The organism is Allofournierella sp. (genome assembly GCF_017889395.1).
Classification (GTDB): Bacteria; Bacillota; Clostridia; order Oscillospirales; family Ruminococcaceae; genus Allofournierella.
Genome location: NZ_JAGHKE010000023.1, coordinates 1 through 26579, shown reverse-complemented (window position 1 = coordinate 26579; position 26579 = coordinate 1). Strand labels below are relative to the sequence as shown.

The following is a 26579-nucleotide window of genomic DNA, read 5'->3' as shown; positions in this document are numbered from 1 at the left end:
TGGCCGGGGTGGCCGTTGTGAATGAGGAGGATGTGCCCCCAGCTGCGCTGGAACAGATCGACACACTTGGAACCAGAATTCAGTGACCGCCCGGTGGATGGATTGGCTGATTTGATGTAAAATAAGACCAGAGATGAAGCTCTTTTCAGGTGAAGAAAGTGAGAGGTTAAAATATGGATGCTGCCCGAATGGCTACTACTTTCGTTGTTGTGTTGTATTTCTTGTTTTGGATTGCCGTCTTTTCTATGACGTGACCGCTCACCGTTATATAGAGGAAAACTGCTGTGATCTGGGCATGAAGGTGATTCGCGGACTTTCCGCCGATATGGAGGATTTGCTCTGCGAACAGGGGCAAAAGGATGCCCGAAACTTCTTTGATCAACTGATGTTCTCCTGTGAACACGGGCCCTTTGTGGCGCCGCCGGTGAAGGCCCCGGCCCGGCAGAAAACCACCTAACAGCCTGTGTTGCCCCAGGCGGCCAAGGAGCGCAGCGGGGATGTGGTCATCGTGACCAACTGTGCCGAGACCGACGAGAATCTGGCCAACATGATCGCGGATTTCCGCGCCGCACTGCCCTGTGAAAGCCGGGTGGTAAACCTGCGTCAGTTCCCCTTTGACGGCAGTTGTCTGGGCTGCTTCGGCTGCGCTGTTACCGGAAAATGCGTGTATAAGGATGGCTTCGACGACTTTCTGCGGAATACCATCCAGACCGCGGACGCTTTTGTGTATGCCTTCACCATTGCGGACCACTATACCCAGTCCAGTTTCAAGTGCTTTGATGACCGGCAGTTCTGCAACGGTCACCGCACCGTGACCCACGGCACACCCATTGCGTATCTAGTCAGCGGTGACTACCGGTACGAGCCCAACCTGCGCATGATTCTGGAGGGCCGGGCCGAGGTGGGCGGCAACTATCTGTGCGGCGTTGCCACCGACGAGGGCGACACCGCCCGGGAAATTCGGCAGCTGGCGGAGAACCTGACCTTTGCCATGGACAAAAAGCTCACCCGCCCGGCCAATTTCTACGGTGTGGGCGGTATGAAGATTTTCCGGGACCTGATCTATGTGATGCAGGGCCTGATGAAGGCGGACCACAAGTTCTATAAGCAGCAGGGCATCTACGATTTCCCGCAAAAGCAGAAAAAACGCATTTTGCAGATGAAGCTGGTGGGAACGCTGCTGGCGGTGCCTTCCATCCAGAAGCAGGCCAAGGGCAAGATGACCGAGGCCATCGTGGGCCCCTATCGAAAAGTGATCGAGCAGGTACAGGGAGGAAACAAACAATGAGTTTTACCAAAATCAACCGCACCGCCTGGCCGCGGGAGGAATACTTCAACCATTATTTCAGTCAGGTTCCCTGTACCTACAGCGGAACCTTCAAGCTGGACATCACCCATCTGCGGCAGAGCGGACAGAAGCTTTACCCGGCCATGCTGTATTATCTGTCCACCGTGGTGAACCGGCACCAGGAGTTCCGCATGGCGATGAACGGGGCGGGGGAGCCGGGTTATTACGATGTGGTCCACCCCTGCTACACCATCTTCCACAAGGAGACTGAGACTTTTTCCAACCTGTGGACGGCTTATACAAGCGATTACGCAGCCTTTTGTGCCGCCTATGAGCAGGACATGGCAAGCTATGGAAACAACCCGGGCATGATGGCCCATCCGGACACTCCGGCCAATACCTTCCCGGTTTCCATGATTCCCTGGGCCAGCTTTGAGGGCTTCAATCTGAACCTGCAAAACGGCTACGATTATCTGCCGCCCATCTTTACCATGGGCCGGTTTTACGAGGAAAACGGCCGGGTACTGCTGCCGCTGGCGGTGCAGGTGCACCACGCGGTATGCGATGGTTTCCATCTGTGCCGGCTGGTGAACGAACTGCAGGAGCTTTTGAACGGGTGAGAACATGGAACGAGTGATCGTGATCGGCTGCCCCGGTGCGGGCAAAAGTACCTTCGCCCGGGCGCTGCACCAGGCAACCGGTCTGCCGCTTTATTATCTGGACCGAATCTGGCACAAGCCGGACCGAACCGAGGTATCCCCGGAGGAATTCGACGCGGCGCTGGCGAATATCCTGAAGCAGCCCCGCTGGATCATCGACGGAAACTATCTGCGCACCATGGAGATGCGCCTGGAACGGTGTGATACCGTGTTTTTGTTGGACTATCCGCTGGAGCTGTGCCTGGAGAGCGCGGCCGCCCGCATTGGAACCAAGCGGGAGGATATGCCATGGGTGGAGACCGAGTTTGACCTGGAATTCCGCAGCTGGATCGAGGATTTCCCAAAAACTCAGCTTCCGCAGATGAATGAACTGATGGAATCCTTCCGGGAGAAAGCAACCATCATCCGCTTTCATTCCCGTCAGGAGGCGGCAGCCTGGCTGGCGGGATGGAAGCAGGCAACAAAAGGAGAAAACGAATGAGCAAACGCAAAATGCCCCTGCGCAAAAAGCTGCTGATCGCCGGGGCTGTGGTCCTGGCGCTGCTGGTCTTGTTGGTCGGGGCCTTTTTCTGGTATGTATCTGACTATTACCGGGCCGAGGATGTGGCCCTGGCGGTTCTTTCCGGGGAGGATGGCATCACCGTGCAGGATGATTTGACCATTCTGTCGCCCTCTGCGCCCACCGATACCGCCATTATCTTTTATCCCGGGGCCAAGGTGGAGGCACAGGCTTATCTGCCGCTGCTGGATCAGATCCGCCAGACCGGCGTCACCTGCATTCTGGTGGAAATGCCCTTCAATATGGCAATTTTTGATTCCAATGCCGCCGAAAAGGTGATGGAGCAGTTCCCGGAGGTAGAGCACTGGTACATTGCCGGGCATTCCATGGGTGGGGCCATGGCCTCTCAGTTCGCTGCAAATCACCCGGATGAGGTGGATGGCCTGATCCTGCTGGGGGCTTATATCTACGGGGACTATGCCCCGGAGGACACCCTCACTGTTTACGGCTCATTGAACCAGAGTGTGGAGGATAAGCTGGACTACACCGAGAACGTGGTGGAGATCGAGGGCGGCAACCATGCCCAGTTCGGCAACTACGGCCCCCAGAAGGGGGATGCCCCCGCGACCATTTCCGCGGAGGAGCAGCAGAAGCAGACCGTGGAGGCCATTGAGGAATTCCTCAGCAGCCGAAACGCCGCCTGATTGACGAAAAAAGAAGACGCACACAACGCAAAGGACCGGCCGCCCAGTGGGCGAGCCGGTCCTTTGCCGCAAAATGCAGATTGGAGGATGTTATGAAAAGAGGGGGAAATCAGAAAAAGCAGTCCTTACTCCTCGTCGTGGCCGTGACCATGGTCATGGCTGTGACAGCCGCCGCAGCAGCCGTTGCAGGAGGGGATATCATCGGTGGGCAGGCCGTTGCGGGTGCGGTAGTCGGCAATAGCCGCCTGCACTGCCTCCTCGGCCAGCACCGAGCAGTGGATCTTGTGGGGCGGCAGGCCGTCCAGCGCCTCGGTGACCGCCTTGTTGGTCAGCTTCAGCGCCTCGTCCACCGGCTTACCCTTAATCATCTCGGTGGCCATGCTGCTGGAAGCGATGGCGCTTCCGCAGCCGAAGGTGTTGAACTTCACGTCGGTAATGATATCGTTGTCGATCTTCAGATAGATCTTCATGATATCGCCGCACTTGGCGTTGCCCACCTCGCCAACGCCGTCGGCGTCGTCGATGGTGCCCAGGTTGCGGGGGTTGAGAAAATGGTCCATGACCTTATCACTGTATAACATAATTCTTGATTCCTTTCTGAAGATCGTTCCAAACGGGGGAGATCGAGCGCAGGTAGGCTACCACATCGGTCACAGCCTGAATGATGTGCTCCATCTCTTCGGGGGTGTTTTCCGGGCTCAGGGTCAGGCGCAGCGAGCCGTGGGCCACCTCATGGGGCAGGCCGATGGCCAGCAGCACGTGGCTGGGGTCCAGCGAGCCGGAGGTGCAGGCGGAGCCGGAAGAAGCGCCGATGCCCTTCTGGTCCAGCAGCAACAGCAGCGACTCGCCCTCAATGCCCTCAAAGCAGAAGCTGGCGCAGCCGGGCAGCCGGTGCTCCCGGTCGCCGGTGAGGGTGGAGTGGGGGATGGCGGAAAGGCCCTCGATCAACCGGTCCCGCAGCGCGGAGACCCTGGCGGTGTTGGCGTCCATCTCCCGCACGGCGTCCTGCAAAGCAGCGGCCATGCCGGCGATGGCAGGCAGGTCCTCGGTGCCGGCCCGCTTGCCTCGCTCCTGTGCACCGCCCTCGATCAGGCTGGTGAGCGCCACACCCTTGCGGGCATACAGCGCACCCACCCCTTTGGGGCCGTGGAACTTGTGGGCGGAAAGGCTGAGCATGTCGATGTTGTCTGCCTGTACATCGATGGGCAGATGGCCCACCGCCTGCACCGCATCGGTGTGGAACAGCACGCCCTGTTCACGGCAGATGGCGCCGATGGCCCGGATGGGCTGGATGGTACCGATCTCATTGTTGGCGTACATCACGCTCACCAGCACGGTGTCCGGCCGGATGGCGGCCTTCACATCCTCGGGGCGGACGATGCCGTTTTCGTGAACATCCAGATAGGTCACCTCAAAGCCCTGCTTTTCCAGCTTCTGCAGGGTGTGCAGCACCGCATGGTGCTCAAACTTGGTGGAGATGATGTGCTTTTTACCCTTGCGCTGACCAATGGCCGCGGCGGAGAGCAGGGCCTGGTTGTCGGCCTCGCTGCCGCCGCCGGTGAAGATGATCTCCCGGGGCTCGCAGTTCAGAATTTCCGCGATGGCCCGGCGGCTCTCGGCCAGCTGTACGGCGGCCAGCTGGCCGGGGGTGTGCAGGCTGGAGGGGTTTGCGTAGTTGTTTTCAATCACGCCGAGCATGACCTCGGCGGCGTGGCGGCTCATCTTTGTGGTGGCCGCATTATCGGCGTAGATATAGCCCATTTGTATTCCTCCTGAATCAAACTGCCGGATGTCCGGCAGGAAACGCTGAAACAGAGTGGGAAAAATTCAATTCCCATCGTTGCAATAGGATAATAACACGAATGACCAAGAAAGTCAATAGGAAAAAGAAAAATAAAAAAATCTGCACAGCATTTTGCGGCTGTGCAGATGCTCCCGTGAAAATCAAACGGGAGGGAGCGTGCCGTCCAGCATGTCCTGCAGGGTCACGCTCTGCAAAAAGTTTTCCACCAGCTGGTCCAGCCGCTGCCACAAAGGCAGGGTGGCACACTGGCTTGCCCGGGGGCAGTCGCCGTCGGAGCATTCCCGGCAGTTTACCGGTGCAAGGCCGCCCTCAGCGGCTTTCAGAATCTCGCCCACGGTGTACTCCGCAGGGGAAAGAACCAGGCGATAGCCGCCGGCCTTGCCGCGCCGGCTCTCCAGAAAACCGGCCTTGTTCAACAGCGCTACAATGGCTTCCAGATACTTCATCGAGATGCCCTGCCGTTCGGCCACGCCGCCCAGAGCGACGTATTCTTCCGGCGGGTTTTGCGCCAGATCCATCATAACGCGCAGAGCATAGCGCCCTTTGGTGGAGATCATCATAAAACACAACACCTCATCACAGATCGGTGCGGCCCGTCCGCAGGCCGCGCACACACTTCAACATGGATATTGTCTGATATTTTCCCACAAAAATCAAGGGGTTACAAACAAAACGGTGAATCGCATGAATTGCGGGCCTGCTTCGGATAAAATTTGTGCAAAAATCGCAGGAAAAGGCATACTTTCTGCATATGAAAGCAAGTTTATGCAGTGCGCCCGGTGTTAAATAAAGAAAAATAAATTTTAAGCACCGTCTTGTCTGGCATGAATCGGGGGTGTATACTAAATCAGGTGAACCGACCGACCGGTCGGTCGGCTTTATGCCGCTGTGTATTTTTGCATGGCGGCTTCATTCTGCAAAATGCATTAAGGAGTAAGCAGCTATGTCCAAATATTGCGTGAAAAAGCCGTTTACCGTGGTGGTGGCGGTGATCATGGTGATCGTGCTGGGCGTGATCAGCTTTACCAGCATGACCACGGATCTCTTGCCCGCCATGGAACTGCCCTATGTGATGGTGGTGACCAGCTATCCCGGCGCCAGCCCGGAGCGGGTGGAGGCGGCAGTAACCGCACCGCTGGAGGCGGGGCTGGGCACCGTGAGCGGTGTGAAAAACGTGACCAGCACCTCCAGCGAGAACGTAAGCATGGTGGCTCTGGAATTTGAGCAAGACACCAACATGGACAGCGCCATGGTGGCGCTGTCCACTGCACTGGATCAGATCAAGGGCGCACTGCCGGAGACGGCCCAGAATCCCATGCTGATGCAGCTTTCGCCGGATATGCTCCCGGTGATGATCGCCAGCGTGGATATGGAGGATATGGACATCTACGAGCTCACCGAGTTTGTGGATTCCGATGTGATCCCCGGTTTTGAACGGCTGGACGGCGTGGCCAGTGTGAGCGGTACCGGCATGGTGGAAAAGACCCTGCAGGTGACCCTGAACCAGGAAAAGATCGACGAGGTGAACACTCAGGTTCTGGCCAGTGTGGACGACAAGCTGGCCGAGGCGAAGCAGGAGCTGGACGATGCCCGCCAGAAGGTGGAGGACGGCCGTGCCGAGCTGGAAAACGGCAAGACCGCCCTGGAGGATAAACAGGCCGAGACCGCCAGCCAGCTGGCGGAGGGCAGCGCTCAGCTGGATTCCGCCATTGCCCAGGCCCAGGCGCTGGCCAGCCAGGAGACCGCCCTCACCGCCAGCAAGACCGCTCTGGAAGCGGAGAAAAAGGGCTATGAGGACGGCGCAAAGCAGATCGCCGACGGTCTGGCCCAGATGGATGCGGGTCTGGCCCAGATGGACGATGGTGTTGCAAAGATCGACGCTGCGGCAGCGAGCATCGACCAGCTGCTGGCCATGGGCCTGCCGGAGGATACCGCACTGAGCGATCTGGCGGCCATGCTGCCCATTCAGGAGCTGAAGGACGCGGTGCAGGCACTGATCGACCAGGGGATGACCACTCTGGCGGATCTGACGGCGGGCAAGGAGCAGCTGCTGGCCCAGAAAGACCAGCTGACCGCCCAGCGCGCCGAGCTGGCTGCCCAGCGCCAGGCGCTGGCGGAGCAGCAGACCCAGCTGCAGCAGAAGATGGACGAGCGACTGCCCCAGATCGATACCGAGCTGGCCAACCTGGAAACCGAGCTGATGGCGGCCAAGATGATGAAGGAGGCTGCCCAGGAGGGTCTGGAAAAGGCCCAGGAGGCTTACAAGCAGCTGGAGAGCGGAAAGCTCAGTGCGGCGGCGGGTTTTGGCAGCGGTCAGGCTCAGCTGGCGGCGGCGGAGCAGTCGCTGACCCAGGCCGAGGAGCAGATGGAACAGGCCCAGGAGCAGTTTGAGGACGCCCGTCAGCAGGCCATGGAGCAGGCGGACCTCTCCAAGCTGCTCACCAAGGACATGGTGAGCGGTCTGGTGATGGCTCAGAACTTCTCCATGCCCGCAGGCTATATCAAGGAAGGAGACGACTCCTACATCCTGCGAGTGGGCGATGCCTTCTCGGATCAGGAGAGCGTGGAGAATGCCCTGCTGATGCACATCGACGGCGTGGGCGATATCCGCCTGCAGGACGTGGCGGATATCGCCATGACCGACAACAGCGCCGAGAGTTATGCCCGGGTGAACGGCAACAGCGCGGTGGTACTGACCATCCAGAAGGGCTCCACTGCCTCCACCAGCGAGGTGTCCAAGGAGGCCAACCAGGCCATTGAGGAATTGCAGGCAAAATACCCCGGCCTGCGCATCACCCCGCTGATGGACCAGGGCGACTACATCCAGATGACGGTGAGCAGCGTGCTGTCCAACCTGGCGTGGGGCGGCGTGCTGGCGGTCATCGTGCTGGCGGTCTTCCTGAAGGACTTCAAGCCCACTCTGGTGGTGGCGCTGAGCATTCCCATCAGCCTGATGTTTGCGGTGGTGCTCATGTACTTCTCCGGCGTAACCCTGAACATGATCTCCCTGAGCGGTCTGGCTCTGGGTGTGGGTATGCTGGTGGATAACTCTATCGTAGTCATCGAAAATATCTACCGAATGCGCAGCGAGGGCACCCCGGCGGCCAAGGCGGCGGTGCGGGGTGCCAAGGAGGTGGCGGGCGCCATCGCGGCTTCCACGCTCACCACCATCTGCGTGTTCCTGCCCATCGTGTTTACCGAGGGAATCACCCGCCAGCTGTTCACCGATATGGGCCTGACCATTGCCTATTCTCTGGTGGCCAGTCTGCTGGTGGCCCTTACGCTGGTGCCCGCCCTCAGCAGCACCCTGCTGAAGACCGCCAGTGAAAAGCGTCATCCCTGGTTCGAGAGCATGGTGAACGGCTATGCCCGGACGCTGCGCCTCTGCCTGCGGCACAAGGTGCTGCCGCTGGGTCTGGCGGCGCTGCTGCTGGTCCTGGCGGTGTGGCAGACGGCCCGCATGGGCATGGAGTTCATGCCCTCCATGGGCGGCGATCAGGTAAGCGCCACCCTCACTCTGCCTCAGGGCACCAAGCGCCAGGAGGCCTATGAAATGGCCGATCAGGCCATGGAGACCATGCTCACAGTTCCCGGTGTGGAAACCGTGGGCGCTATGGACGGCGGCAGCACCGCCAGTCTGCTGGGCATGGGCGGCAGCAGCTCCAGCACGGTGGAGAGCATGAGCTTCTACCTGCTGCTGAGCGAAGAGGGCGCAAAGAACAGCCAGGCACTGGCAGATCAGATGACCCAGGAGATGCAAAAGCAGCTGCCCGGCTGTGAGCTGGCAGTGTCCACCTCCAATATGGATATGTCGGTTCTGGGCGGCAGCGGCATGGAAATCGTTATCCAGGGCCGTGACCTGGATACCCTGCAGTCCATCAGTCAGGACATGATGGACCTGCTGGGCCAGGTGGAGGGATTTACCGAGATCAGCAACGGCCAGGAGGACGGCGCGCCCCAGATCCGGGTGACCGTGGACAAGGACAAGGCCATGCAGTATGGCCTGACCGTGGCGCAGATCTACAGCGAGCTTTCCGCCGCGCTCACCACCGAGACCACCTCCACCACCCTCACGGTGGGGCAGGACGATTACGACGTGGTGATCGTGGATGAACGGGATGCCCTGACCCGGGAGAATTTGCTGGATTATGCCTTCACCGTGCAGGTGCAGGGTGAGAACGGCGAGAGCGAAGAGGAGACCCACACCCTGGGCGAGTTTGCCACGGTTCAGACCGATGCCAGCCTGGCCTCCATCAGCCGCGACAACCAGCAGCGCTATATGACCGTGACCGCCGTCACCGAAGAGGGCTACAATACCACTCTGCTCAGCCGTCAGGTGGAGCAGCTGTTGGCGGACTACCAGGCTCCGGAGGGCTATACCATCCAGATCAGCGGCGAGGTGGAAACCATCCAGAACGCTATGGTGGATCTGGTGAAGATGATCGCCCTTGCGCTGGTGTTCATTTATCTGATTATGGTGGCTCAGTTCCAGAGCCTGCTCAGCCCCTTTATTGTTATGTTCACCATCCCGCTGGCCTTCACCGGCGGCCTGCTGGCTCTGTGGATCAGCGGCCAGCAGCTCTCGGTGATCTCAATGCTGGGCTTCTTGATCCTGGCGGGCGTTGTGGTAAACAACGGCATCGTGTTCGTGGACTACGCCAACCAGCTGCGTCTGGCCGGTATGGAGAAGCGGGACGCACTGGTGCTTACCGGCCGTCGCCGCATCCGTCCCATCCTGATGACCGCCCTGACCACCATTCTGGCCATGAGCACCATGGTGTTCTCTCAGGACATGGGCGCCGAGATGAGCCGCGCCATGGCCATTGTGACCATCGGTGGTCTGGCTTATGCAACGCTGCTCACCCTGTTTGTGGTACCGGTGCTGTATGACCTGCTGTTCCGCAAGGAGCTGAAAAAGGTGGACCTGGGAGAGGAGGATGAAGAATGAGCGAGCAGACGCGGGAAAAAATCTTCCAGGGCGTGCTGACCCTGGCCCAGCAGGGAGTGCCCATGTATGAGGTGAAGGTGCAGGCCATCGCCACCGCTGCGGGGCTGGGCAAGGGAACACTGTATGAATATTTCTCCTCCAAGGAGGAAATACTGGCAGCGACCATGCTCTGGTGTATGGATCGGGAGCTGAATGCGCTGGAGGAGCAGCTGGCGGCCTGCACCTGCTTTGAGGATCAGCTGGAAAGCTGCCAGAACTTTGTGGTGAGGATGCTGCTGGAGCGGGGCAGCAGTTACCGGGTGATCGCCGCTGCCCTCACTACCCCCCAGGATGCAAAGGAACTGCCCGACTATGCCCGCCGGCCGTTGGAGGAGCGCAAGGACCGGCTGACTGCCCTTGTGCAGCAGGTGATCGATACCGGCCGCAGGGAAGGCCGGGTGTCGCCCTCCAGCAGTGACGAATACTGTCATTATGTGCTCAAGGCAGCGCTGCTCAGCGTCTTTGCGGCCCAGAGCTGCGAGGGAGAAGAGGGATTGAACCGGAGTGGAGCGCATGTGCGCGCCATGATCTGCAAAGCACTTGCATAATTAACGAGTGAAGAAGGCCGTCGGATCGCTTGAAAGTGGTTCGACGGCCTTTTTGCAGCAATTTGAAACAGCGGGCGGCGATGCGCTTGACAGGGCGGGGAAGAACTCGTATTATGAGAATCGGTTCGTGTCGTTTTGGCACAATTGATTTCGGCTTTGTGGAGAATACAAAGAGAAAGAGGAAACAATATGTTATTCAATATTGTGATCCTGCTGGTGGGCTTTGCCCTGCTGGTCAAAGGCGCGGATGCCTTTGTGGATGGCTCCTCCGGCATTGCCCGCCTGCTGCGGGTGCCGTCGGTGGTGATCGGTCTGACCATCGTGGCCATGGGCACCAGTCTGCCGGAGGCTTCGGTGAGCATTACCGCCGGTCTGGCAGGCAGCAACGGCCTGAGCCTGGGCAATGTGATCGGCTCCAACCTGTTCAATCTGCTGGTGGTGGCCGGCGGCTGCGCACTGATTCTGGCCTTCGGTATCGAGCGGCAGCTTATCGTGAGGGATTTTCCGGTCTGTGTGGGAGCCTCGGCTCTGCTGGTGGTTTTCCTGCTGGACGGTGTGCTCCAGCGCTGGGAGGGCCTGATCCTGTTGGCCTGCATGGTGCTGTATATGATCTGGACCGTATATGCAGCCATGAAAGAGCGTACGGAGGAGGAAGCCGGGGAAAAACCCTCGGTGGCGAAATGCCTCCTGTTTGTGGTGGTGGGTATCGTAGCCATCATCTGGGGCGGTGACCTGGTGGTGGACAGCGCCAGCGCGCTGACCGCCATCGAAAGCTCCGCCGAGGTATTCACCGACGCGGTGGTGCTGCTGGTGGTCACGGCGGTCATGTGCCTGTGGTGCTGGCTGCAGGGCCGGATGAGCCGGCTGATGGGCGGCATCGGTATTCTGGTGTATGTCGGTTATATCATCTATGCGATCCTGCGCTGAGTTGCCGGGAACAAAACGGAAAACAGCGATGCGCGGCAGGCTTTTTGCTTGCCGCGCATTTTTGCGTTTCCGGGAAAGTGAATCGGGGTTGTACTTGTCAAACCTCGGGGCCTTCCTTATAATAAGTAATGAAAAAACGGCGAACGTACGGAATTTGAAAACGGAAAGGACGGCACGATGAATGATGATCAGCGTTGCGATCGTGGAGGATGAGGCGGCCTATGCGGCACAGCTGCGGGAGTTCCTGGTACGCTATTCCCAGGAGAGCGGGCAGGAATTCGAAATCAGCCTCTTTTCCGATGGAGACGAGATCGTGGAGGGCTACAAGGCCCAGTATGATCTGATTTTGCTGGATGTGGAGATGAAATTCATGGATGGCATGACCGCCGCTGAGGAGATTCGGCGGGTGGACCCGGAAGTGGTGATCATCTTCATCACCAACATGGCCCAATACGCCATCCGGGGCTATGCAGTGGACGCCATGGACTATGTGCTTAAGCCGGTGAGTTATTTTGCCTTTTCCCAGCGGCTGAGTCGGGCCATCCAGCGGATGAAAAAGCGGGCCCGCCGCTACATGACCATCAGCATCAAGGGCGGGGCCCAGAAGCTAGACATCGACAAGATCTATTATGTGGAGAGTCAGGGCCACAACCTGATCTTCCATACGGAGCAGGGCGACCATGTGACCAGCGGAACCATGAAGGATGTGGAGGGCAAGCTGGAACCCCTGAACTTCTTCCGCTGCAACAAGGGCTATCTGGTGAATCTGGAGCATGTGGACAGCGTACAGGGCGGCTGCGCACTGGTGGGCGGTAAGGAGCTATTGATCAGTCGGGGCCGGAAAAATGATTTTATGGAAGCGCTGGCCAACTATGTGGGCGAGGTGATTAAGTGAACACCCTGCTCTTTCCCGACATTCCCCGCATTTACACTGCTGCTGCGGAATGGCTGGCCTGTATGGTTTATATCAGCCAGCTGCCGCTGCGGCTTCGGGGCTGGCGGCTGGCCGGTATCAGCGGCGGCATGCTGGCGGTGCAGTGCCTGTTCCTGGAACTCACCGGCGATGCGCCGCTGTTTTTGTGGATTCCCTGTATGATCGTGGCGATCTGTCTGATGCTGGGGCTGTTCTGCGCCTGCTGTAACCTTCCGGTGCTGGATGCCTGCTACCACTGCATCCGGGCCTTCCTGCTGGCGGAATTTGCGGCGGCTCTGGAATGGCAGCTGTACTTCTATACTCTGTTTCGGCTGGGCTGGCGCAGCAAGGTATGGGAGCTGCTCTGTCTGACGGTGATCTATGGGGCGGTGTTCGGATTTATTCTTTTGCTGGAGCGGCACCGGAAGGAGGCTGCCCGGCACTTCAAGGTTACCCCGCGGGAGACGGCCAGCGCTGTGGCCATCGGCCTGGCAGCTTTTCTGATGAGCAACCTCAGCTATGCCTACAGCAATACTCCCTTCAGCAGCGGCTTTGTCACCGATATCTTCAACACCCGTACCCTGGTGGATCTGGGCGGTCTGGCCATTTTGTATGCCTATCATCTGCAGCGTGGCGAGCTGCATATGCGCTATGAGCTGGAGTCCATCCAGAATGTGCTGCAGAATCAATATGCGCAGTACCGCCAGTCCCGCGAAAGCATTGATGTGATCAACCGCAAGTATCACGATTTGAAGCATCAGATCGCGGCTCTGCGTGCAGAGAGCGACCCGGAGCGCCGCGCTGCCTGGCTGGACGAGATGGAAGAGGACATCAAGACCTATGAGGCCCAGAACAAGACCGGAAACGCGGTGCTGGATACCGTGCTCACCAGCAAAAGTCTTTACTGCCAGAAGCATGGCATTACCCTCACCTGTGTGGCGGATGGTACCCGGCTGGGCTTTATGAGCGTGATGGACATTTGTACCATCTTCGGCAACGCGCTGGACAACGCCATTGAGTGTGAACTGCGCATCCCGGACAAGTCCAAACGACTGATCCATGTGACCGTTGCGGTGCAGAAAAGCTTTTTGTTGCTGCGGTTTGAAAACTACTATGAAGGCACGCTGAAATTTGAGGGCGGACTTCCGGTGACCACCAAAAAGGAGAAGGCCTACCACGGCTTTGGCATCAAGAGCATCCGCTACACTGCGGAAAAATACGGCGGCAGTGTGACCGTGGCTGCCAAGGACAACTGGTTTGAAATGAAGGTCCTGCTTCCGCTGCCCAAAGAGGAAACGCCCGGCACGAAAACAGAATAAAAACAAGCGGCTCGCGCAGTTTTCACAGTTCAGTGAAGCTGCGCGAGCTCTTTTTGTGTGATTCCACAAAAATGAAACGATTTTGTAACTTGTGGGTGGTGTTGGTGAATGTGACGAAAACAAGCGGGGACTATTTGTGCGGAATCAATAAAGTGAAAATCCATTTGTGCGCAAAAGCTGCGATTTGTGAAGAGACCATGAAATGTGTAAGAAGACCGTGTTAAAATTCATTCAGAAAAACGGGCAGGCCCAAGAGATGGGGGCCGGCTTGTGGAATGACAGCGGCGTGATGAGCCCAATGCGATGCAAACAGGGAATGCACCGCGGCCGGCGCGCCGGAAAGGAAGGTGGCTGCGCGCACAGGGAACAGCCTCTTGCGGAGGCAAGTACGCAAGCATTTACATTTTAAGGAGGAAACGAAATGCTGTCTATCAATATCGATGACGTCATCAAAGTTCTGGATTCAATGAAATCTCAGCTGATTGGCTTTGGCGTCGTTCTGGTGCTGGCGATTCTGGTTATGATCGCCTGCATGAAGCTGCCCAAGGCCAAGAAGGCGATGATCCGCTGCCAGGCTGGTCTGGCGATCCTGCTGGCCCTGGTGATCACTGTTAACCTGATCTGCTTCGGCCCCATGTTCACTGTGATCAACCTGGCTATGGGCGGCGGGTCCATCACTGAGGAAAGCATGGCAGAAGCCTATGAGGTCAACACCGAGCTGGTTGGCGAAGGTGTTACCCTGCTGGAGAACAACGGCGCTCTGCCCCTGGCCAGCGGTTCCAACCTGAATGTGTTCGGCTGGGCTTCCACTGCTCCCGTTTACGGCGGCGTTGGTTCCGGTGCTCTGAACGATCAGTATGAAGTAACCGATCTGATCACCGGCCTGAAGAACGCCGGTCTGAATGTGAACGAGGATCTGGTGAACTTCTACGAGACCTACCAGGCCGAGCGCCCCAGCGTTGGCATGTGGGCTCAGGATTGGACCCTGCCCGAGCCCAACGTGAGTGCTTACACCGACGAGCTGATGAGCGGCGCCAAGGAATTCTCTGACACTGCTCTGGTCGTGATCTCCCGTCCCGGCGGTGAGAACGCCGATATGCCCACCGATATGGTGTCTGTTGTGGACGGCAGCTGGCTCGAGCGAGATGCCATTACCGGCAACTCCTACTTCAACGGTGTTTATGACGACAGCCTGAATGAGGGCAATGACTGGGATGAAGGCGACCACTACCTGCAGCTGAGCAACCGCGAGGAAGAGATGCTGCAGATGGTCTGCGACAACTTTGATAAGGTGATCGTGCTGATCAACACCAACAACGCTATGGAGCTGGGTTTCCTGAAGGAGTACGGTGTTGACGCTGCGGTGTACGCTCCCTGCCCCGGCCAGAACGGTTTCAATGCAGTGGGCCAGGTGTTTACCGGTGAGGTGAATCCCTCCGGTAAGACCGTGGACACCTTTGTTTACGATCTGTTCAATACCCCCACTGCCAACAACTTTGGTCAGTTTACTTATGACAATATGGATGAGCATGCGGTGGTTACCACCAGCTTCTCCACCGGTGAGCAGAGCACTGCTCTGCCCAGCTTCGTGAACTATGTGGAAGGCATCTACGTGGGCTACAAGTTCTACGAGACTGCTGCGGCAGAAGGCCTGATCGACTACGACTCCACCGTTGTGTATCCCTTCGGCTACGGCCTGTCCTACACCACCTTCTCTCAGGAGATGGGCCCCATCACCGAGAGCGACGGTACCCTGAGCTTCGACGTGACCGTGACCAACACCGGCAGCGTGGCCGGCAAGACCGTTGTGGAGGTTTACTACAATCCTCCCTACACCAACGGCGGCATCGAGAAGGCTTCCGCAAACTTGGTCGCCTTTGACAAGACCGAGATCCTGGAGCCCGGCGCTTCCGAGACTGTGACCATCAGCTTCAAGGCTGAGGATATGGCTTCCTACGACACCTACGGCGCTGCTGCCTACGTGCTGGAGGCCGGCGATTACATCATCAGCATCAACAGCGACTCCCACACTGTTTTGGACAGCGAAGTATACAATGTGCCCAGCACCATCGTGTACAGCGACGGCCGCAGTACCGACAAGACCGCTCCCACCAACCAGTTTGAGAATGTGGAAGGCGACGTAACCTATCTGTCCCGCGCTGACGGTTTTGCCAACTACGCCGAGGCCACTGCCGCTCCGGCCAGCATGACCATGTCCGAAGAGGATAAGGCTGCCTTCCTGAACAACGCGAACTACGATCCCAACAACTATAACAATCCCGACGATCAGATGCCCACCACCGGCGCCAAGAATGGCCTGCAGCTGGTCGACATGCGCGGCGTAGCTTACGACGACGCTCAGTGGGATACCTTCCTGGATCAGCTGACCGTATCGGAGATGAGCGAACTGATTGCTATGGGCGGTTACCAGACCGCTCCTCTGGCCAGCATCGGTAAGGTTCAGACCTACGACTGTGATGGCCCCGCTTCCATCAACAATAACTTCACCGGTCAGGGCTCCATCGGCTTCGCCGGTACCGTTCTGATGGCTTCCACCTGGAATACCGACACCGTTTACAAGTTCGGTTCCTCCATCGGCCGCATGGCTGATGATCTGGATGTTTCCGGCTGGTATGCTCCTGCCATGAACATCCATCGTTCCGCCTTCAGCGGCCGTAACTTCGAGTACTACTCTGAGGACGGCGTGCTGAGCGGCAAGCTGGCTGCCCAGGCCGTCCAGGGTGCTGAGGAGCACGGCGTGTACGCTTACATCAAGCACTACGCTCTGAACGACCAGGAAACCAACCGCAACAGCATGCTGTGCACCTGGGCCAACGAGCAGTCTATCCGCGAAATTTACCTGAAGCCCTTCGAACTCTCCGTGAAGGAAGGCGGCGCAGATGCCGTAATGTCCTCCTTCAACTACGTGGGTACCGAGTGGGCCGGCGCTTCCAACGCCCTGTGCAACATCGTCCTGCGTGACGAGTGGGGCTTCGTGGGCATGGTTCTGACCGACTACTTCGGCGTGTACGGCTACATGGATGCTGACCAGGGCATTCGCAACGGCACCGACTTCTGTCTGGTGAACTATCCCACCGAGACCAACTACCTGACCGACACCACCAGCGCCACCGGCATTCTGGCTGCCCGTCAGGCATGTAAGAACATCCTGTACACCGTGGTGAACAGCCGCGCTTACATGGAAGAGAACCTGAACCCCGGTATGCCCACCTGGCAGATCGCCGCCATTGCCATCGACGTTGTGCTGGCTGCTGTGCTGGTCGTGCTGGAGGTTCGCACCGTTAAGGGCTACAGCCGCCGCAAGGCGCAGGAAGCCCAGGCTCAGGCCAACACCGAAGCGTAATGCTTTCCAAGCTTCCTTCGAAGCACAATAACCGGTAACTGACCGGCCGTAATGCCGGGGCCCCGTGTAAATCATGCGGGGCCCCGGTCATGGCCGGCTCCCAGAGAGTGGTTTTCTTCAAAACTGCTTTGTGGGAACCAGCCAATGGACCAACCACGCCCCAAGGCGGGCGCTAGAGAGCAAAGGAGTTAAGCCCATGAAGTACAAAGATTTGATCGATCAGATGACTCTGGAGGAAAAGTGCAGTCTGTTGTCCGGCCGGGATGTATGGACCACCCGTCCCATCGAGCGCTTGGGCATCCCCAGCATCTTTCTGTCCGACGGTCCCACCGGCGTTCGCAAGCAGATGGGCGCAGGCGATCACCTGGGCCTGAATGCCAGTGTACCCGCCACCTGCCTGCCCACCGCTGCCACCATGGCCAACAGCTGGAATCCGGAGCTGAGCCAGGAGGTGGGCCGTCTGGTGGGTGAAGAAGCTGCCAGCCTGGATGTGAACGTGCTGCTGGGCCCCGGCCTGAACATCAAGCGCAGCCCGCTGTGCGGCCGTAACTTCGAGTATTTCTCCGAAGACCCCTACCTGAGCGGCAAGATGGCCGCCGCCTTCGTGCGCGGTGTGCAGGAGAACGGCATCTCCGCCTGCCCCAAGCATTTCGCGGCCAACAGCCAGGAGCTGCGCCGCATGGCAAACGACAGCGTGATGGACGAGCGCACCTTTCGTGAGATCTACCTCACCGGCTTTGAGATTGCCGTAAAGGAAGGCCAGCCCAAGACCATCATGAGCGCTTACAACAAGATCAACGGCGTTTACGCCAACGAGAGTAAGCACCTTCTGCAGGATGTTCTGGTGAACGACTGGGGCTACCAGGGTGCTGTTGTCACCGACTGGGGCGGCTCCAACGACCACGTGGAAGGTGTCCGCGTGGGCAGCCATCTGGAAATGCCCGGCACCGGCGGCGACAGCGACCGTGAACTGGTGGCCGCGGTCAAGGAAGGCCGTCTGAGCATGGATTTGCTGGACCAGCGTGTGGATGAGTTCCTGCGTCTGGTGTTCTCCACCATCAACGCTCCCGCTGCAGGCAAGGAGTTCGACAAGGAAGGTCACCATCAGCTGGCCGCCCATGCCGCTGAGGAGACCGTGGTGCTGCTGAAGAACGAGGGCGATATCCTGCCTCTGGCCGAGGGCACTAAGGTGGCCGTGATCGGCGAGTTTGCCCAGAAGCCCCGTTACCAGGGCGCCGGCTCCAGCCTGGTGAACCCCACCAAGCTGGACACCGCAAATGAGCTGCTGGCGGGCATGCCGCTGCAGTCTGTGGGTTATGCCCAGGGCTACCAGCGCAACAACAAGCACGACGAGGCCCTGAAGATGGAGGCCGTGGAGCTGGCCAAGAAGGCAGACGTGGTTCTGCTGTATGTGGGCCTGCCTGAGATCAGCGAGACCGAGGGCCTGGACCGGGATCACATGCGGATGCCGGAAAACCAGGTGGAGCTGCTGGAAGCCGTGGCCGAGGTGAACCCCAATCTGGTGGTGGTACTGTCTGCAGGCAGCCCGGTTGAGATGCCCTGGCTGAACCGCTGCAAGGCTCTGGTCCATGGCTACCTGGGCGGTCAGGCAGGCGCGGGTGCGGTACTGCGTGTGATCACCGGCCAGGTGAACCCCAGCGCCAAGCTGGCCGAGAGCTACCCCATGACCTGTGAGGAGAACCCCTCCAGCCCCTACTACCCGGGTCTGGAGCGTACCAGCGAATACCGTGAGGGCCTGTTTGTGGGCTACCGTTACTACGAGACCGCCGGCGTGCCGGTGCGGTTCCCCTTCGGTTTTGGCCTGTCCTACACCACCTTCGAATACAGTGATCTGAAGGTGAGCGAGAAGGAGGTAACCTTTACCCTGACCAACACCGGCAAGCGGGATGGCGCCGAGGTGGCCCAGCTGTATGTGGGCTGCAAGGATGGCAAGGTGTTCCGCCCCGCCAAGGAGCTGAAGGGCTTCGCCAAGGTCTTCCTGAAGGCAGGCGAGAGCAAAACCGTTACCATCCAGCTGGATGACAAGGCCTTCCGCTACTTTGATGTGAAGACCGACTCCTGGCAGGTTGAAGGCGGTGTGTACCAGCTGATGGTGGGCGCCAGCGTGGCCGATATCCGCCTGGAGGGTGAGGTCACCGTACAGGGCACCGGCGCTGCCTGCTCCTACGATCCTGCTCAGCTGGAATGCTACTATACCGGCAAAGTCACCCAGGTGTCCGACGCGCAGTTCGAGGCTCTGCTGGGTCATCCCATTCCGGAATCCGGCTGGGACGCCAGCGGCCTGCTGGGCATGAACGATGCCATCTGCCAGATGTACTACGCCAAGAGCCCGCTGGCCCGTCTGGTCTACAAGATCCTGACCCATCTGAAAGACAAGAGCATTGCCAAGGGTGAGCCGGATCTGAACATCCTGTTCATCTACAACATGCCCTTCCGCGGCATTGCCAAGATGACCGGCGGCGCGGTGACCATGGATATGGCCCGCTGCATGGTGACCATGGTGAACGGCCACTTCCTCAAGGGCCTAGGCGGTTTGATCAAGGCATTCTTTGCCGGCCGCAAGGCACAGAAGTAAAACGGAGCAGACCAGTGGAGTCTGATAAAATTGAGGGGGATATAGATAAATGAATTTCTGGAACAACTTTGCCGCCAAGCATCCGGCGGCAGCCAAGTGGGTCCGCGAGGGCGGCCTGTTCGTAATCGTCAGCAACCTGATCACCGTGCTCAAATATCTCATGCTGCAGTTCCTGCCCGCCGCATTCGCAGGTCTGGGCGATGCAAGCTTCGGCTGGCCCGGCATTCCGCTGACTTTGTTCGGCGAGACCTTCGAGTGGAACATTCTGGGCTATGACCAGGCGCACGGCGGCCTTGCCTACTTCTGCGCTTACATGGTTGCTATGGTGATCGGCGAGTGCATCAACTTCCCCATCCAGCGCAACTTTGTGTTCCGTTCTCACGGCAAGCTGGGCCCGCAGATTGCCTGGTATCTGGTGGCGTTCTGCATCATCACCTGCATCGTGAACTCCATCAACTGCATCTGGGTGGCCGTGGCCGGTTTGCTGGTTCCGGACTTCATCTACAACATCGGTACCACCGTACTGAACGGCGGCATCTCCATGGTCGTCTTCTTCTTCGTCAACAAGATCATCTTCCCCTCTGCGGAAACCGAGGCCAAGAAGGCTGCCTGATCGGTTATTGGCGGGGTATCATCCCGAAACAGCAAAGCGGTCTGCTCTGTGTGCAAAGCGCGGAGCAGGCCGCTTTTTGCGCTTGAAATGCAGGTGTGCGGCTGAGCCCGGGCCGCAGCAGGGAAGAGAAGCCGCAAAAAATAATCGGCGCATTTCTGGCAAATTATTGACATGGCCCCGCCGGGATGGTAGAATTTTAAAGTGAATAAAGACGTTCACAAAGCGCTGAAAGGCAGATTGTGGGCGTCTTTGTTTGTGTGAAAAGGCTCGTCTGGCCGCGCAGCTGCAAAGTGGTCAGGCTTTGAGGCAATCAGCCAAGGAACAAAGGAGCAAGGGATTTATGTTAACTGCAATCACCGGAATCAACTGGGGCGACGAAGGCAAGGGCCGCATGGTGGACCTGCTCAGCCAGGAATACAACATCGTGGTGCGCTATCAGGGCGGCAACAACGCCGGCCACACCGTGGTGACCCCCGAAGGCAAGTTCGTGCTGAATCTGCTGCCCAGCGGCATTTTGCGGCCGGATGTGGTGTGCGTTATGGGCAACGGCATGGTCATTGACCCCGCCCATCTGGAGAAGGAGATCGCCGCACTGCGGGCGCAGGGCATCCAGATCGATCCCAGCCATCTGAAGATCAGTGACCGGGCCACCATCTGCATGCCGTATCATGTGGCTGAGGACGGCCTGGAGGAGGACCGCCTGTCCAAGAGCGGCAACCAGTTTGGCTCTACCCGCCGTGGTATTGCTTACTCCTACGGCGACAAGTTTATGAAGAAGACCCTGCGCATGGGCGATCTGCTCAACCTGGACCAGTCCGTGAAGGACCGTCTGGCCACCATCGTGGAGTGGAAGAACCTGACCATGGAAAAGGTCTACGGCCAGAAGCCCATCGATCTGGAAGAGATGTGGGCCTGGTGCCAGAAGTACGCCGAGCTGTTCAAGGATTACATCTGCGATGCGGGCGCTTTCCTAGACAAGGCCGACCGCGAGGGCCAGAAGATTCTGTTCGAGGCTCAGCTGGGCGCGCTGCGTGACATCGACTTCGGCATCTATCCCTTCACCAGCTCCTCCAACGTGATCGGCAGCTACGCCCCCATCGGCGCAGGCATCCCCGGCCACAAGCTTCACAAGAGCATCGGCATCATGAAGGCCTACTCCAGCTGCGTGGGTGAGGGCCCCTTCACCGCCGAGCTGGCCATGACCGAGGAAGAGAAGAACGCCCTGCGTGAGGCGGGCCATGAGTTCGGCGCGGCCACCGGCCGTCCCCGCCGCGTGGGTCCCTTCGATGTGGTGGCAAGCCGCTACGGCGTGTTCTGCCAGGGCGCGGATGAGCTGGCCCTGACCCTGCTGGATGTGCTGGACTACATGGAAGAGATTCCTGTGGTGGAGAAGTATCTGGTGAACGGGGAAGAGGTCGACCGCTTCCCCATGGGCGAGGCGCTGGACAACGCCAAGCCGGTGGTAAAGTTCCTGCCCGGCTGGCACTGCGACATCACCGCCTGCCGTACCTGGGAGAGTCTGCCCCAGGCTGCCAAGGACTATGTGGAGTATCTGGAAAAGGCCGTTGGCTGCAAGATCAAGTATGTTTCCGTGGGCGCTGCCCGCGACGCATACCTGGTGCGTGAGTAACTGTTTATAAATGCGCCGGCCCGGTAATCATTACCGGGCCGGTTTATCTGTTTCAAGGGGGTAAAAGTAACACTATGGGAGAGTATCTGGATAAGGGTCTGCACGAGGAATGCGGTGTGTTTGGCGTATACCGCCAGAGCGACGCGGCACATCTGACCTATTTCGGTCTGCACGCGCTGCAGCACCGCGGCCAGGAGGGCGCGGGCATCGCCGTGGCAGACGGCAAGACCGTTCGCTGCCGCAAGGGCAAGGGCCTGTTGAGTGATGTGTTCGGCCGCAACGATCTGGACGGCATGACCGGCAAGAACGCCATCGGCCATGTGCGCTACGGTACTGCGGGCGGCGGCGAGGTGGAAAACGTGCAGCCCATCGTATCCCGCCTGGCCAACGGCGGCGCGCTGGCGGTGGCCCACAACGGCCAGATCGCCAATGCTGCCGAGCTGCGCAAGGAGCTGGAGGACAAGGGCAGCATCTTCTGGGGCTCGTCGGACAGTGAGATCATCCTGCATCTGCTGCAGGGCACCAAGGGCCCGCTCATCGAGAAGATCAAGCAGGCCTGCAACCGTCTGGATGGCGCCTTCGCCTTCCTGATCCTCACCGAAAAGAATCTCTACGCCGTGCGGGACAAGAACGGCCTGCGTCCTCTGTCGCTGGCTAAGCAGGGCGACGGCTGGTGCGTTTCCAGCGAGAGCTGCGCCTTCGATATCGTGGGCGCGCACCTGGTGCGGGACGTGCGCCCCGGCGAGATCGTGAAGATCTCCGCCGCCGGTCTGGAAAGCTGCTTCTACACCGAGGAGACCAGCTGCAACCTGTGCGCCATGGAATACATCTACTTCTCCCGCCCGGATTCGGTGCTGGAGGGGCAGAACGTGCACGGTGTGCGCCGTGAGTGCGGCCGCCTGCTGGCCCAGGAGGACCTGGACAACTTCTTCAAGGCCGACATCGTGGTGGGTGTGCCGGATTCCTCTCTCTCCGCCGCGGCGGGCTACAGCGAAGCGGTTGGTCTGCCCAACGAGATGGGCCTGATCAAGAACCGTTATGTGGGCCGTACCTTCATCCAGCCCACCCAGGCCCAGCGCGATCTGGGCGTGCGGCTCAAGCTGTCCGCCAACGTGCCGGTGGTGCGGGGCAAGCGGGTGGTTCTGGTGGACGACTCCATCGTGCGCGGCACCACCTCCAAGCGGATCGTGGCTCTGCTGCGTCAGGCGGGCGCCACCGAGGTGCATCTGCGTATCGCCGCTCCGGCCATCAAGTACCCCTGCTTCTATGGCGTGGATATGTCCACCCGGGCCGAGCTGGCCAGCGCCAGCCTGGAGCCGGATGTGCTGGCCAAGGTGCTGGGTGCGGATTCGCTGCGCTTTTTGAGCGTGGATGATCTGAAGCAGGCCTGCGGCTGCCAGGGTCTGTGCACTGCCTGCTTCGATGGCAGCTATGTGACCCCGCTCTACAGTAACAAAATCTGAGAAAATTTTCACAAGCGCATGGCGTAAGCCATTGCAAAACAGGGCTTTTTCCTCTAGAATGAAGAGGGAAAAGCCCTGTTTTTTTATAAAAATGCAGAAAAGACCTAAAAATTTGCACAGAAAATGAAAACGCTGATTGTTCGGTTTGCATGAAAAGTTTTCAAAAACTTGTTTTAAAATTATCATTTATTGCCCGGGATACTTTGTTGTGGTAAAATCAAACCAGAAAATAAAAGTATTACTTTTGCGGAGGATGGTATGAGCAGATTGGAAATGCCGACCCCTAGCAGGTCGCAATTAGTGATCGAACAGTTGTACAAGGAATTGGAACGCCGCATTGAGGCCAGCCCCCCGGGCCTTTGCCCGGTGGACCTGACGCGCGCGTTCCTGGAGCTGTGCCACGCCCAAACCTGCGGCAAGTGTGCACCCTGCCGCATCGGCCTGTTGCAGCTCAAGCACCTGATCACAGATGTGCTGAACGGCAAGGCAACCATGGAGACCCTGACCCTGATGGAAAACACGGCCCTTTCCATCATGGAATCCGCCGACTGTGCCATCGGCCACGAGGCGGCCCGTATGGTTTACCAGAGCCTGATCGGCTGCCGCGATGACTACGAGCAGCACATTCGGGTGGGCCGTTGTACCTGTACTTACAGCCAGCCGGTGCCCTGTGTCACCCTGTGCCCGGCCCATGTGGACATCCCCGGCTACATTGCCCTGGTCCGTGAGGGCCGTCATGCGGATGCGATCCGCCTGATCCGTAAGGACAATCCGTTCCCCACCACCTGCGGCTTCATCTGCGAGCACCCCTGCGAAGCCCGCTGCCGCCGCAATATGGTGGACGACGCCATTAACATCCGCGGCCTGAAGCGGGTCGCGGCCGACCGTGCAGGCCACGTGCCCCCGCCGAAGAACGCTCCCTCCACCGGCAAAACTGTTGCCGTGGTGGGCGGTGGCCCCGGCGGTCTGTCCGCTGCCTACTACCTGCAGCTGATGGGCCACCAGGTGACCGTGTTCGAGATGCTGCCCCAGTTGGGCGGCATGCTGCGCTATGGTATTCCCAACTACCGCCTGCCCAAGGAACGGCTGGATGATGACATTCAGGCCATTCTGGAAACCGGCGTAAAGGTGGAGCTGGGCAAGCGCATCGGCCGGGACATCACCATTGAAGAGCTGCGCAAAACCTACGACGCCGTGCTGGTGAGCATCGGCGCCAGTACAGATAAGAAGCTGGGCATGGAGCACGAGGATGCTCCCGGTGTGGTCTCCGCTGTGGAGTTCCTGCGCACTGTGGGCCAGGGCGAGCCCATGGAGCTGAATGGCCAGGAAGTGGCTGTAGTGGGCGGCGGCAACGTGTCCATGGACGCGGTTCGCACTGCTGTGCGCCTGGGTGCCAAGAAAGTAAGCATCGTCTACCGCCGCCGCGTGGCGGATATGACCGCCCTGCCCGCCGAGATCGAGGGTGCCATGGCGGAAGGCGTGGAGATTCGCACCCTGCAGGCACCCTCCCGCATCGAAGTTGATGAAAACGGCCATGTGAAGGGGCTGTGGACCACCCCCCAGATGATCAGCGCCATCCGCGACGGCCGCGCCAGCGTGAAGGCCAGCGGGGAAGAGGAGCAGTTTATTCCCTGCACCACCCTCATTGTGGCGGTAGGTCAGAGCATCGAGACCAAGCACTTCCAGGAAGCCGGTCTGCCGGTGGAGCGAGGCAAGATCCTCACCGAGACCTCCGGCGGCTTCTCCGACATTCCCGGCGTGTTCGCCGGCGGTGACTGCGCCACCGGTCCTGCCACCGTCATCAAGGCCATTGCGGCGGCCAAGGTGGTGGCGGCCAACATCGACGAATACCTGGGCTACAACCACAAGATCACCTGCGACGTGGAGATCCCCGAGCCCGATCTGGCCGACAAAAGCCCCTGCGGCCGTGTGGAGCTTACCGAGCGCCAGGCCTGCGAGCGTGTGCGTGATTTCGAGGGCGTGGAAAACTGCATGACCGATAAGGAAGCCTGCCAGGAGGCCGGGCGCTGCCTGCGGTGCGATCACTTCGGCTTCGGCCTGTTCAAAGGAGGAAGAGAAAAGGTATGGTAAACCTGACAATTGACGGGCTGGCCATCCGCGCGCCCAAGGGCACGACCATCATGGAGGCGGCCGCGCAGAATAACATTGCAATCCCCAAGCTTTGCTTTTTGAAGGAAATCAACGAGATCGCCGCCTGCCGCGTGTGCGTGGTGGAGCTGGAAGGCAAGGAGCGGCTGATCACCGCCTGCAACAACGTGGTGGAAGAGGGCATGGTGATCTACACCAACAGCCCCAAGGTCCGCCGTGACCGGCGCAACACCGTGCAGCTCATCCTCTCCCAGCACGACTGCAAATGCGCCACCTGTTTCCGCAACGGCAACTGCGCGCTGCAGAACATTGCCAGCGATCTGAACATCCACGAGCTGCCCTTTGAGGAGCGGCTGGAGCGTCAGCCCTGGGACCAGAATTTCCCCCTGATCCGGGATTCTGCCAAGTGCATCAAGTGTATGCGCTGCGTGCAGATCTGCGATAAGGTTCAGAGCCTGAACATCTGGGATCTGGAAGGCACCGGCTCCCGTTCCACCATCAACGTCACCGGCCACCGCACCATCGGCGAGGCGGATTGCTCGCTGTGCGGTCAGTGCATCACCCATTGCCCGGTGGGCGCGCTGCATGAACGTGATGACACGGAACAGGTCTGGCAGGCCATCTCCGACCCGAAGAAGGTTGTGGTGGCCCAGGTTGCTCCCGCCGTTCGTGCGGCCTGGGGCGAGCAGCTGGGCCTTTCCCGGGACGAGGCCACTGTGGGCAAAATCATGGACAGCCTCAAGCGCATGGGTGTGGATTATGTGTTCGACACCACCTTCTCCGCCGACCTGACCATCATGGAAGAGGGCACCGAGTTCCTGGGCCGCTTCACCCGCGGTGAAACCAAGGAAAAGCCCATGTTTACCTCCTGCTGCCCGGGCTGGATTCGGTTCATCAAGTCCCAGTATCCTCACCTGGTGCCGCAGCTGTCCACCGCGAAGAGCCCGCAGCAGATGTTCGGCGCGGTGATGAAATCCTATTTTGCACAGGCCATCGGCCGCTCCCCCGAGGACATCTACACCCTGTCCATCATGCCCTGTGTGGCCAAGAAGGGCGAGCGGAACATGGAGCTGTTCGACGGCGAGTACGCAGGCCACGATGTGGACGCGGTGCTCACCACCCGTGAGCTGGTGCGCATGATGCGCTCGGCCCACAT

20 protein-coding genes are annotated in these 26579 nt (G+C 59.2%); 16 read left to right on the top strand and 4 right to left on the bottom strand.

Features of this window, described 5'->3' with window-relative positions; genetic code table 11:
- Nucleotides 1-166 precede the first annotated feature (166 nt).
- Complete coding sequence (locus J7G73_RS04400; RefSeq protein WP_291245384.1) at nt 167-382, bottom strand: hypothetical protein; 216 nt, start codon at nt 380-382, stop codon at nt 167-169.
- A gap of 81 nt (nt 383-463) precedes the next feature.
- Here J7G73_RS04400 and J7G73_RS04395 point away from each other — a divergent pair, with 81 nt between their 5' ends.
- From J7G73_RS04395 to J7G73_RS04380, 4 genes are read left to right on the top strand one after another with little or no spacing between them, the layout of a single operon-like run.
- Nucleotides 464-1288 (top strand): hypothetical protein, encoded by an 825-nt coding sequence (locus J7G73_RS04395; protein ID WP_291245383.1) that lies wholly within the window; start codon nt 464-466, stop codon nt 1286-1288.
- Nucleotides 1285-1908, top strand: a complete 624-nt coding sequence (gene catA, locus J7G73_RS04390) for a type A chloramphenicol O-acetyltransferase (RefSeq protein WP_291245382.1) — start codon at nt 1285-1287, stop codon at nt 1906-1908. Before J7G73_RS04395 ends, catA begins: the two co-directional genes overlap by 4 nt.
- Before the next feature lie 4 nt (nt 1909-1912).
- On the top strand, nt 1913-2428 hold the full coding sequence (locus tag J7G73_RS04385) for an adenylate kinase (protein WP_291245381.1): 516 nt from the start codon (nt 1913-1915) through the stop codon (nt 2426-2428).
- Nucleotides 2425-3150, top strand: coding sequence for an alpha/beta fold hydrolase (locus tag J7G73_RS04380; RefSeq protein ID WP_291245380.1), 726 nt, complete (start codon nt 2425-2427; stop codon nt 3148-3150). The genes J7G73_RS04385 and J7G73_RS04380 overlap by 4 nt, the downstream gene beginning before the upstream one ends.
- Before the next feature lie 125 nt (nt 3151-3275).
- Here J7G73_RS04380 and nifU read toward each other — a convergent pair whose 3' ends face one another.
- From nifU to J7G73_RS04365, 3 genes are all read right to left on the bottom strand, one after another.
- The gene (gene nifU, locus J7G73_RS04375; protein WP_058965252.1) at nt 3276-3731 is read right to left on the bottom strand and encodes a Fe-S cluster assembly scaffold protein NifU; all 456 of its coding nucleotides are present in this window, start codon (nt 3729-3731) and stop codon (nt 3276-3278) included.
- Complete coding sequence (locus tag J7G73_RS04370; RefSeq protein WP_291245379.1) at nt 3718-4911, bottom strand: cysteine desulfurase family protein; 1194 nt, start codon at nt 4909-4911, stop codon at nt 3718-3720. The genes nifU and J7G73_RS04370 overlap by 14 nt, the downstream gene beginning before the upstream one ends.
- Nucleotides 4912-5094: 183 nt before the next feature.
- A complete protein-coding gene (locus J7G73_RS04365) occupies nt 5095-5514 on the bottom strand; it encodes an Rrf2 family transcriptional regulator (RefSeq protein ID WP_291245378.1) in 420 nt (139 codons plus the stop codon).
- A 383-nt stretch (nt 5515-5897) separates the two neighbouring features.
- Between J7G73_RS04365 and J7G73_RS04360 the strand changes: the two genes are divergently transcribed.
- From J7G73_RS04360 to J7G73_RS04305, 12 genes are all read left to right on the top strand, one after another.
- The gene (locus J7G73_RS04360; RefSeq protein ID WP_291245377.1) at nt 5898-9902 is read left to right on the top strand and encodes an efflux RND transporter permease subunit; all 4005 of its coding nucleotides are present in this window, start codon (nt 5898-5900) and stop codon (nt 9900-9902) included.
- On the top strand, nt 9899-10489 hold the full coding sequence (locus tag J7G73_RS04355; RefSeq protein ID WP_291245376.1) for a TetR/AcrR family transcriptional regulator: 591 nt from the start codon (nt 9899-9901) through the stop codon (nt 10487-10489). Before J7G73_RS04360 ends, J7G73_RS04355 begins: the two co-directional genes overlap by 4 nt.
- Nucleotides 10490-10678: 189 nt before the next feature.
- Nucleotides 10679-11416, top strand: coding sequence for a sodium:calcium antiporter (locus tag J7G73_RS04350; protein WP_291245375.1), 738 nt, complete (start codon nt 10679-10681; stop codon nt 11414-11416).
- 181 nt (nt 11417-11597) lie between these two features.
- Nucleotides 11598-12311 carry a LytTR family DNA-binding domain-containing protein gene (locus J7G73_RS04345; RefSeq protein ID WP_343212758.1) on the top strand — a complete coding sequence of 238 codons (714 nt, stop codon included), beginning with the start codon at nt 11598-11600 and terminating at the stop codon, nt 12309-12311.
- Entirely contained in the window at nt 12308-13648 is a 1341-nt protein-coding gene (locus tag J7G73_RS04340) for a sensor histidine kinase (RefSeq protein WP_291245374.1), read from the top strand. Before J7G73_RS04345 ends, J7G73_RS04340 begins: the two co-directional genes overlap by 4 nt.
- Nucleotides 13649-14069: 421 nt before the next feature.
- On the top strand, nt 14070-17012 hold the full coding sequence (locus tag J7G73_RS04335; RefSeq protein WP_291245373.1) for a glycoside hydrolase family 3 N-terminal domain-containing protein: 2943 nt from the start codon (nt 14070-14072) through the stop codon (nt 17010-17012).
- Between the two features lie 196 nt (nt 17013-17208).
- The gene (locus J7G73_RS04330) at nt 17209-19608 is read left to right on the top strand and encodes a beta-glucosidase (protein ID WP_291245372.1); all 2400 of its coding nucleotides are present in this window, start codon (nt 17209-17211) and stop codon (nt 19606-19608) included.
- Nucleotides 19609-19657: 49 nt separating this feature from the next.
- Nucleotides 19658-20221 carry a GtrA family protein gene (locus tag J7G73_RS04325; protein ID WP_291245371.1) on the top strand — a complete coding sequence of 188 codons (564 nt, stop codon included), beginning with the start codon at nt 19658-19660 and terminating at the stop codon, nt 20219-20221.
- Between the two features lie 340 nt (nt 20222-20561).
- The gene (locus J7G73_RS04320; protein WP_291245370.1) at nt 20562-21851 is read left to right on the top strand and encodes an adenylosuccinate synthase; all 1290 of its coding nucleotides are present in this window, start codon (nt 20562-20564) and stop codon (nt 21849-21851) included.
- A gap of 74 nt (nt 21852-21925) precedes the next feature.
- Nucleotides 21926-23314, top strand: a complete 1389-nt coding sequence (gene purF / locus J7G73_RS04315) for an amidophosphoribosyltransferase (protein ID WP_291245369.1) — start codon at nt 21926-21928, stop codon at nt 23312-23314.
- 258 nt (nt 23315-23572) lie between these two features.
- Complete coding sequence (locus tag J7G73_RS04310; RefSeq protein ID WP_291245368.1) at nt 23573-25405, top strand: NAD(P)-binding protein; 1833 nt, start codon at nt 23573-23575, stop codon at nt 25403-25405.
- Nucleotides 25399-26579: [Fe-Fe] hydrogenase large subunit C-terminal domain-containing protein (locus J7G73_RS04305; RefSeq protein ID WP_291245367.1), on the top strand; the 1181-nt coding region annotated here is incomplete at its 3' end. The genes J7G73_RS04310 and J7G73_RS04305, both read left to right, overlap by 7 nt.

Excerpts from the sequence above, each read along its gene's own strand:
- catA (WP_291245382.1), top strand. The coding sequence starts at position 1,285 with ATGAGTTTTACCAAAATCAACCGCACCGCCTGGCCGCGGGAGGAATAC.
- J7G73_RS04385 (WP_291245381.1), top strand. The coding sequence starts at position 1,913 with ATGGAACGAGTGATCGTGATCGGCTGCCCCGGTGCGGGCAAAAGTACC.
- J7G73_RS04380 (WP_291245380.1), top strand. The coding sequence starts at position 2,425 with ATGAGCAAACGCAAAATGCCCCTGCGCAAAAAGCTGCTGATCGCCGGG.
- nifU (WP_058965252.1), bottom strand. The coding sequence starts at position 3,731 with ATGTTATACAGTGATAAGGTCATGGACCATTTTCTCAACCCCCGCAAC.
- J7G73_RS04370 (WP_291245379.1), bottom strand. The coding sequence starts at position 4,911 with ATGGGCTATATCTACGCCGATAATGCGGCCACCACAAAGATGAGCCGC.
- J7G73_RS04365 (WP_291245378.1), bottom strand. The coding sequence starts at position 5,514 with ATGATGATCTCCACCAAAGGGCGCTATGCTCTGCGCGTTATGATGGAT.
- J7G73_RS04360 (WP_291245377.1), top strand. The coding sequence starts at position 5,898 with ATGTCCAAATATTGCGTGAAAAAGCCGTTTACCGTGGTGGTGGCGGTG.
- J7G73_RS04355 (WP_291245376.1), top strand. The coding sequence starts at position 9,899 with ATGAGCGAGCAGACGCGGGAAAAAATCTTCCAGGGCGTGCTGACCCTG.
- J7G73_RS04350 (WP_291245375.1), top strand. The coding sequence starts at position 10,679 with ATGTTATTCAATATTGTGATCCTGCTGGTGGGCTTTGCCCTGCTGGTC.
- J7G73_RS04345 (WP_343212758.1), top strand. The coding sequence starts at position 11,598 with ATGATGATCAGCGTTGCGATCGTGGAGGATGAGGCGGCCTATGCGGCA.
- J7G73_RS04335 (WP_291245373.1), top strand. The coding sequence starts at position 14,070 with ATGCTGTCTATCAATATCGATGACGTCATCAAAGTTCTGGATTCAATG.
- J7G73_RS04330 (WP_291245372.1), top strand. The coding sequence starts at position 17,209 with ATGAAGTACAAAGATTTGATCGATCAGATGACTCTGGAGGAAAAGTGC.
- J7G73_RS04325 (WP_291245371.1), top strand. The coding sequence starts at position 19,658 with ATGAATTTCTGGAACAACTTTGCCGCCAAGCATCCGGCGGCAGCCAAG.
- J7G73_RS04320 (WP_291245370.1), top strand. The coding sequence starts at position 20,562 with ATGTTAACTGCAATCACCGGAATCAACTGGGGCGACGAAGGCAAGGGC.
- purF (WP_291245369.1), top strand. The coding sequence starts at position 21,926 with ATGGGAGAGTATCTGGATAAGGGTCTGCACGAGGAATGCGGTGTGTTT.
- J7G73_RS04310 (WP_291245368.1), top strand. The coding sequence starts at position 23,573 with ATGAGCAGATTGGAAATGCCGACCCCTAGCAGGTCGCAATTAGTGATC.